The organism is Tahibacter sp., assembly GCF_032229445.1.
Taxonomy (GTDB): domain Bacteria; phylum Pseudomonadota; class Gammaproteobacteria; order Xanthomonadales; family Rhodanobacteraceae; genus Tahibacter.
This window is the reverse complement of the sequence record NZ_JAVTWC010000090.1, coordinates 13,358-18,622: the sequence shown is the minus strand read 5'-3', so window position 1 is coordinate 18,622 and position 5,265 is coordinate 13,358. Positions and strand designations below refer to the sequence as shown.

Sequence of the window (5,265 nt, the reverse complement as noted above, 5' to 3'; positions counted from 1 at the left end):
CCGTCGTCGCGGGCGGGGCTCTGCGGCGAGGGCGTGGCGGCCGGCTTCATCCCCGGCATTGCTGCGCCATGGTCGCCATGACCGCTGTGACCCGCGCCGGTCGGCGCGGGAGGGGTCAAAATGGCTTCAACCCCGATCGTGCGCGCGTTGACGGTCGCGGCGCTCGGAAGTCGTGTCCCGATCGCGCGACCCAGTTCCACCCGCGCCACCCAGTAGTCACGTACGGCTTCAAGGTAGCCCTGATAGGCGTCGTATTCCTGCTGCTTGGCCAGCAACAGTTCGAACGCGCCAATCAGCATGTAGTTGAGCCGTTCAACCTGGCGCGCCACGACCGCTTCGCGCTGCGGAACGAGCGCGGTCCGGTACTGCTCGACGATCCCGCGCTGCGCATTGACCCGTTCAATCCCCAGCCGGACGTCGTTGTCGATTTCCAATTCCCGCAGTGCCAGCGCGCTCTTGGCCACCTCCCACTGCGCCTGCGCACGCGCGATCGCTGCTTGGCCCTGGTTGAAGAGCGGTAGCGCCAACGACAACGTCGGACCGGTCAGCTTCGACCCGTCCGTTTCCTTCTCACGCTCCACGCCGATATCGACCGCTCCTAAAAGACGCCAGCGCCGCGCCACGCCCAGTGCGCTGCCGAGCAACTCGACCTCACGCCGCGCGGCAGCCAGATCGAGCCGCTGCTCACGCGCCAGGGACTGCAGCGTTTCCAGTCCGTCCTCGGTCGGCACGGGGGCCGCGAGCGGCACGTCCATCTGCCACTGCGCGGCTTGCGCGCCGGACAGGCCCATTTGCGTATTGAGCGCCAGGCGCTCGCGTGTCGCGTTCGCCCGCGCCGAGAGCGCGGCAATGCGCGCTTGACTCGCCGCGGCCTGCTCGAGCTTGAGTTCCAGCGCGCTGATGTTGCCCGCGTCGAAGAAGCGCAGGGCGAGTTCCGCGGAAGTCGCGGCGGCCGTGGCGACAGCTTCGCGCATGAGCGCCACCTGTTCGGCGCCGGCGGCCTCGTACCACTGTACTTCCACATCCGCGGCAAGATTCACAAGATCGGCCGCAATCGTCTGTTGGGCGCGCTCGTACTCGCCCGCCGCCAGGCGACGCCGGGCGGGAAGCAGCAACAAATCGGCAAGCGGTGCCGTGAGTCCGGTGGCGATCTTTGACGGGCCGCCGTCCTTGAGCGCGGAACCGCTGAAGGTTGGATTGCCAAGACGGCTGGCCTCGACCACGTCCGCTTGTGCCAAGCCCAATCGCGCGTACTCCGCTGCCATACGTGGATTGCGCAGCTGGGCAACTTGAAACGCCGTGGCCGGCGTGATTTTCGTGGCGGTCAGTTCGGCCACACGCGCGTCGATTGCCACCGTGCCTTCGGGGTTGGTGCGCCATTGCACCGCGCTGGGTACGCGTTCGTTCAACAGCGTTTGGACGCGATCGGCGCCCTCCCGTCGCGACACCCCGACGCAACCTGCAAGGATCGTCAACGCGGCCGCCAGCGGCAGCCGCAACATCGTTCGTTCCATCATCTCGACTCGTTGGCAGGCACGCGTCGCGACACCGGGCGGTCTCGCGCACATGCGAAAAGAGTGACGGTGCGACACCCGCACCGCATCGGCAGCCCGATCGGGCTGCTAGCCAACGCTTAGGCGATCGGAGGTCGCAAGGGCACCGTGTACCGCGAGGCGGTCAGATGCGGGCGGGAGAAGTCGCGGCCTTTCGTCGCGCGCTGCGGACGCACATTCACGCCCATGGCGGGCGCGGTGCTGGCAGACAACAGGCAACCGCAGGCACATTGGCCATGGGTGCAGCACGAAGGAGTGCTGTGCTTGGAAGGAGGGGCTTTTCCACCGTGCTGTGCATGGTCGGACATGTCGTCCGTGGCCATGTCCGGTACCGCTGCGTCGCCGTGGCACGGGGCGTCGGCGACCACCGCACTGGCTTTCTCCGACGCGACGTGGTGCTGTGCCATCGCCACGGGCATGAGAAACCCGTTCAGGCACAACACGATCGCGAGAAGAATAGTGGTGGCGGTGCGAAGCACGCGCCCTCCGCAGACGACGAGGACGGCGCATAGACTGCGCGCCGGTGCCAGAAGTTTCAAGTAGCCCTTAGCGCTCTGTACGGCACCACCGACGGCGTTTTATGCGCACCGCGTCTGGCTTTTTATCCGTCCGGTGTACGGCGCACGTTGCGCCCGCCCATAAATGGAAGCACCGAGCCTCTCCGGCCGGGGCTTGACTCTGGACCAGGGTCCAGACTGCACACTGTCTCCTCACGCGATCGATGCTTCACCGGAGGCGCAATCATGACGAGCTTTACCATTGGCGAATTGGCCAAACGTGCCGGGGTCGCCATCGACACCGTCCGGTATTACGAGCGCGGCCAACTACTTGCGCCCGCACAGCGCTCGGCCTCGGGCTATCGGCACTACACCCAGACCGAACTCAAACGCCTGCATTTCATCCGGCGCGCAAAATCCTTGGGTTTTTCGCTCGAAGACATTCGGACGCTGCTTGCCTTGAGCGATAACGCCGATATCGCCCAGGTCAAACGTGCCGCCATCGACAAACTCGCGGACGTCGATCAGCGCATCACTGAACTGACCCGCATCCGCACCGGACTGCAAACCCTCATTACGGCGTGCCCCGGCCACGGCCGAGCGGAAGCCTGCCCGATACTCAACGCCTTGTCGCAGGAGGATCGCCATGACCGCACCTTCCCATAAATCCGCATGCTGCCACGCGCCCCCCTCGTCATCGTCCCCGAACTCTGCAGGGGGCCACGCCGCGGCGACGCCCGCCGTCGGCCACGGCGCTCATGACCCGGCCCACGGCCCAACGCCGGGCGCCCCGCGTGAAGCTGAGCGCGATCCGGTCTGCGGTATGACGGTCGACGCGAACTCGCCGCACCATGCGCACCACGCCGGCCATGATTATCACTTTTGTTCGGCGGGGTGCCGTACCAAATTCGTAGCCGATCCGGCGCGCTATCTGTCGACCGAAGCCCCCGTCGCTGCGATCCCCGCAGCGCAGGGCACGACCTACACCTGTCCGATGCACCCGCAAATTGTTCAGGAAGGCCCCGGGGCTTGCCCGATCTGCGGCATGGCACTCGAACCGGTCATGCCGAGCGAGGACGACGGTGAGCTGCCGGAACTCACCGACTTCCGACGGCGCTTTACATGGTCATTGCCGCTGACGCTCGTCGTATTGGGGCTGGCGATGCTTGGCCACCGTCTGACGGGGTTGTCGACCGAGCTGCGCACGGGCTTGGAGCTGGTGCTGGCCACACCGGTCGTATTGTGGGCCGGCTGGCCCTTCTTTGAGCGGTGTATCGCCTCGCTGCGCCATCGCAGCCCGAACATGTGGCCCCTGATCGGCATCGGTGTAGCCGCCGCGTACGGCTACAGTGTCGTGGCCACGCTTGCGCCCGGGCTCTTTCCCAATTCCTTTCAGGAGCACGGGCGGGTCGGTGTTTATTTCGAGGCTGCCGCGGTCATCGTGTCGCTGACCTTGCTGGGGCAGATCCTGGAATTGCGCGCTCGCTCGGCGACCTCCGCTGCGATCAAAGCGCTTCTGCGCTTGGCGCCCAAGACGGCCCGCCGTTTGAACGCCGATGACAGCGAAGAAGACGTCGCGCTTGAGCAGGTGCATCCAGGCGACCGCCTGCGCGTGCGGCCCGGAGAAAAAATTCCGGTCGACGGCACAGTGCTCGACGGCCGCTCAAGCGTGGATGAGTCGATGTTGACGGGCGAGTCGCTGCCGATCGAAAAATTGCCCGACGCGCGGGTCATCGGCGCGACCCTCAACGGTACCGGCAGTTTGGTCATTCGTGCCGATCAGGTCGGGTCGGCGACCGTACTCGCGCAGATCGTGCAGCTCGTCGCTCAAGCGCAGCGATCACGCGCGCCGATGCAGCGCATGGCCGACACCGTCGCCTATTGGTTCGTATTGGCCGTGCTGGCCGCGGCGATCGCAACTCTCCTCGGCTGGGGTTTCTTCGGCCCGGAACCCTCATGGACCTACGCCGTCTTGAATGCCGTCTCGGTGCTCATCATCGCGTGTCCGTGTGCGCTCGGGCTCGCCACACCAATGTCGATCATGGTTGCCACCGGACGCGCCGCGCATGCAGGCGTGCTGTTTCGCGACGCGGAAGCAATTGAGCGCCTGCGCACCATCGACACGCTCGTCGTCGATAAGACCGGGACGCTGACTGAAGGGCGCCCGGCATTTCGCGATGTGCTGATCGCGCCTGGCTACACCGAGCAGCAAGTCGTGCAGTTCGCTGCGAGTTTGGAGCAGGGGAGTGAGCACCCGCTTGCCGCTGCGATATTGGCAGAAGCTAAGCAGCGTTCGCTCGCTCTGTCGATGGCTGCCGACTTTTCTTCGATCACGGGTCAGGGTGTGGTGGGACGCGTGGACGATCGTCCGCTAGCTTTGGGCAACGCCGCACTGATGAGCAGCGTGGGTGCTGACGTTGCCCCGTTGGCCGAGCGGGCCGACGCACTGCGTGCGTCCGGCGCGACCGTCATGTTCCTCGCGGTCGACCGCGAGCTCGCCGGTGCCGTCGCCGTCGCGGACCCCATCAAGGCGTCTACTCCCGCGGCGTTGACGGCGTTACGCGCCGCAGGGCTCCGCCTCGTTATGGCGTCGGGCGACGCGATGGCCACGGCGCAGGCCGTGGCCGAGACCTTGGCGATCGACGAGGTCCACGGCGAGGTCAAGCCGGCCGACAAGGTCGCGCTGGTCGAACGCCTGAAAGCGCAAGGCCGCCGCGTGGCAATGGCCGGCGATGGCGTGAATGATGCCCCAGCACTCGCCGCGGCGGACGTCGGCATCGCGATGGGCACCGGCACCGACGTGGCCATGTCCAGTGCCGCTATCACGCTCGTTAAGGGCGATCTCGGACGCATCCTGGCGGCGAGAGCCATTTCCGACGAGACGGTGCGCAATATGAAACAGAATTTGGGGTTTGCGTTTCTGTACAACGCGCTCGGCGTGCCGGTCGCGGCGGGCGTGCTCTATCCGGTGTTTGGCTGGCTCTTGAGTCCGATGATTGCGGCGTTGGCGATGAGCCTGAGTTCGGTCTCCGTCGTCACCAACGCGCTGCGGTTGGGCAGAATCCGTTGACCGCACCGGCTGGGGGCGCAGGCCGTTCGGGAATGTAGGTGTGGCAGCCGGAGGGCAGGGCGTACTAGCCCATGGCCGGTCGACGTGTGGCGGGGCGCCACCGCCCCCCCACCACGCGCACCCCCGACACCCCCCCGCCAACCCC

At 66.3% G+C, this 5,265-nt stretch carries 3 protein-coding genes and 1 pseudogene; 2 read left to right on the top strand and 2 right to left on the bottom strand.

Annotation, left to right across the window (positions count from 1 at the left end):
* On the bottom strand, nucleotides 1-1,517 hold a 1,517-nt coding region (locus tag RUU78_RS15490), incomplete at its 3' end, for a TolC family protein (protein WP_313918169.1).
* A 116-nt stretch (nucleotides 1,518-1,633) separates the two neighbouring features.
* Nucleotides 1,634-2,032, bottom strand: coding sequence for a CopL family metal-binding regulatory protein (locus tag RUU78_RS15485; RefSeq protein WP_313918167.1), 399 nt, complete (start codon nucleotides 2,030-2,032; stop codon nucleotides 1,634-1,636).
* Nucleotides 2,033-2,296: 264 nt separating this feature from the next.
* Here RUU78_RS15485 and RUU78_RS15480 point away from each other — a divergent pair, with 264 nt between their 5' ends.
* Complete coding sequence (locus RUU78_RS15480) at nucleotides 2,297-2,716, top strand: heavy metal-responsive transcriptional regulator (RefSeq protein ID WP_313918165.1); 420 nt, start codon at nucleotides 2,297-2,299, stop codon at nucleotides 2,714-2,716.
* A 142-nt stretch (nucleotides 2,717-2,858) separates the two neighbouring features.
* Nucleotides 2,859-5,120: pseudogene (locus RUU78_RS15475) on the top strand (heavy metal translocating P-type ATPase); the annotation flags it as partial.
* Between the last annotated feature and the right edge of the window lie 145 nt (nucleotides 5,121-5,265).

Excerpts from the sequence above, each read along its gene's own strand:
- RUU78_RS15480 (WP_313918165.1), top strand. The coding sequence starts at position 2,297 with ATGACGAGCTTTACCATTGGCGAATTGGCCAAACGTGCCGGGGTCGCC.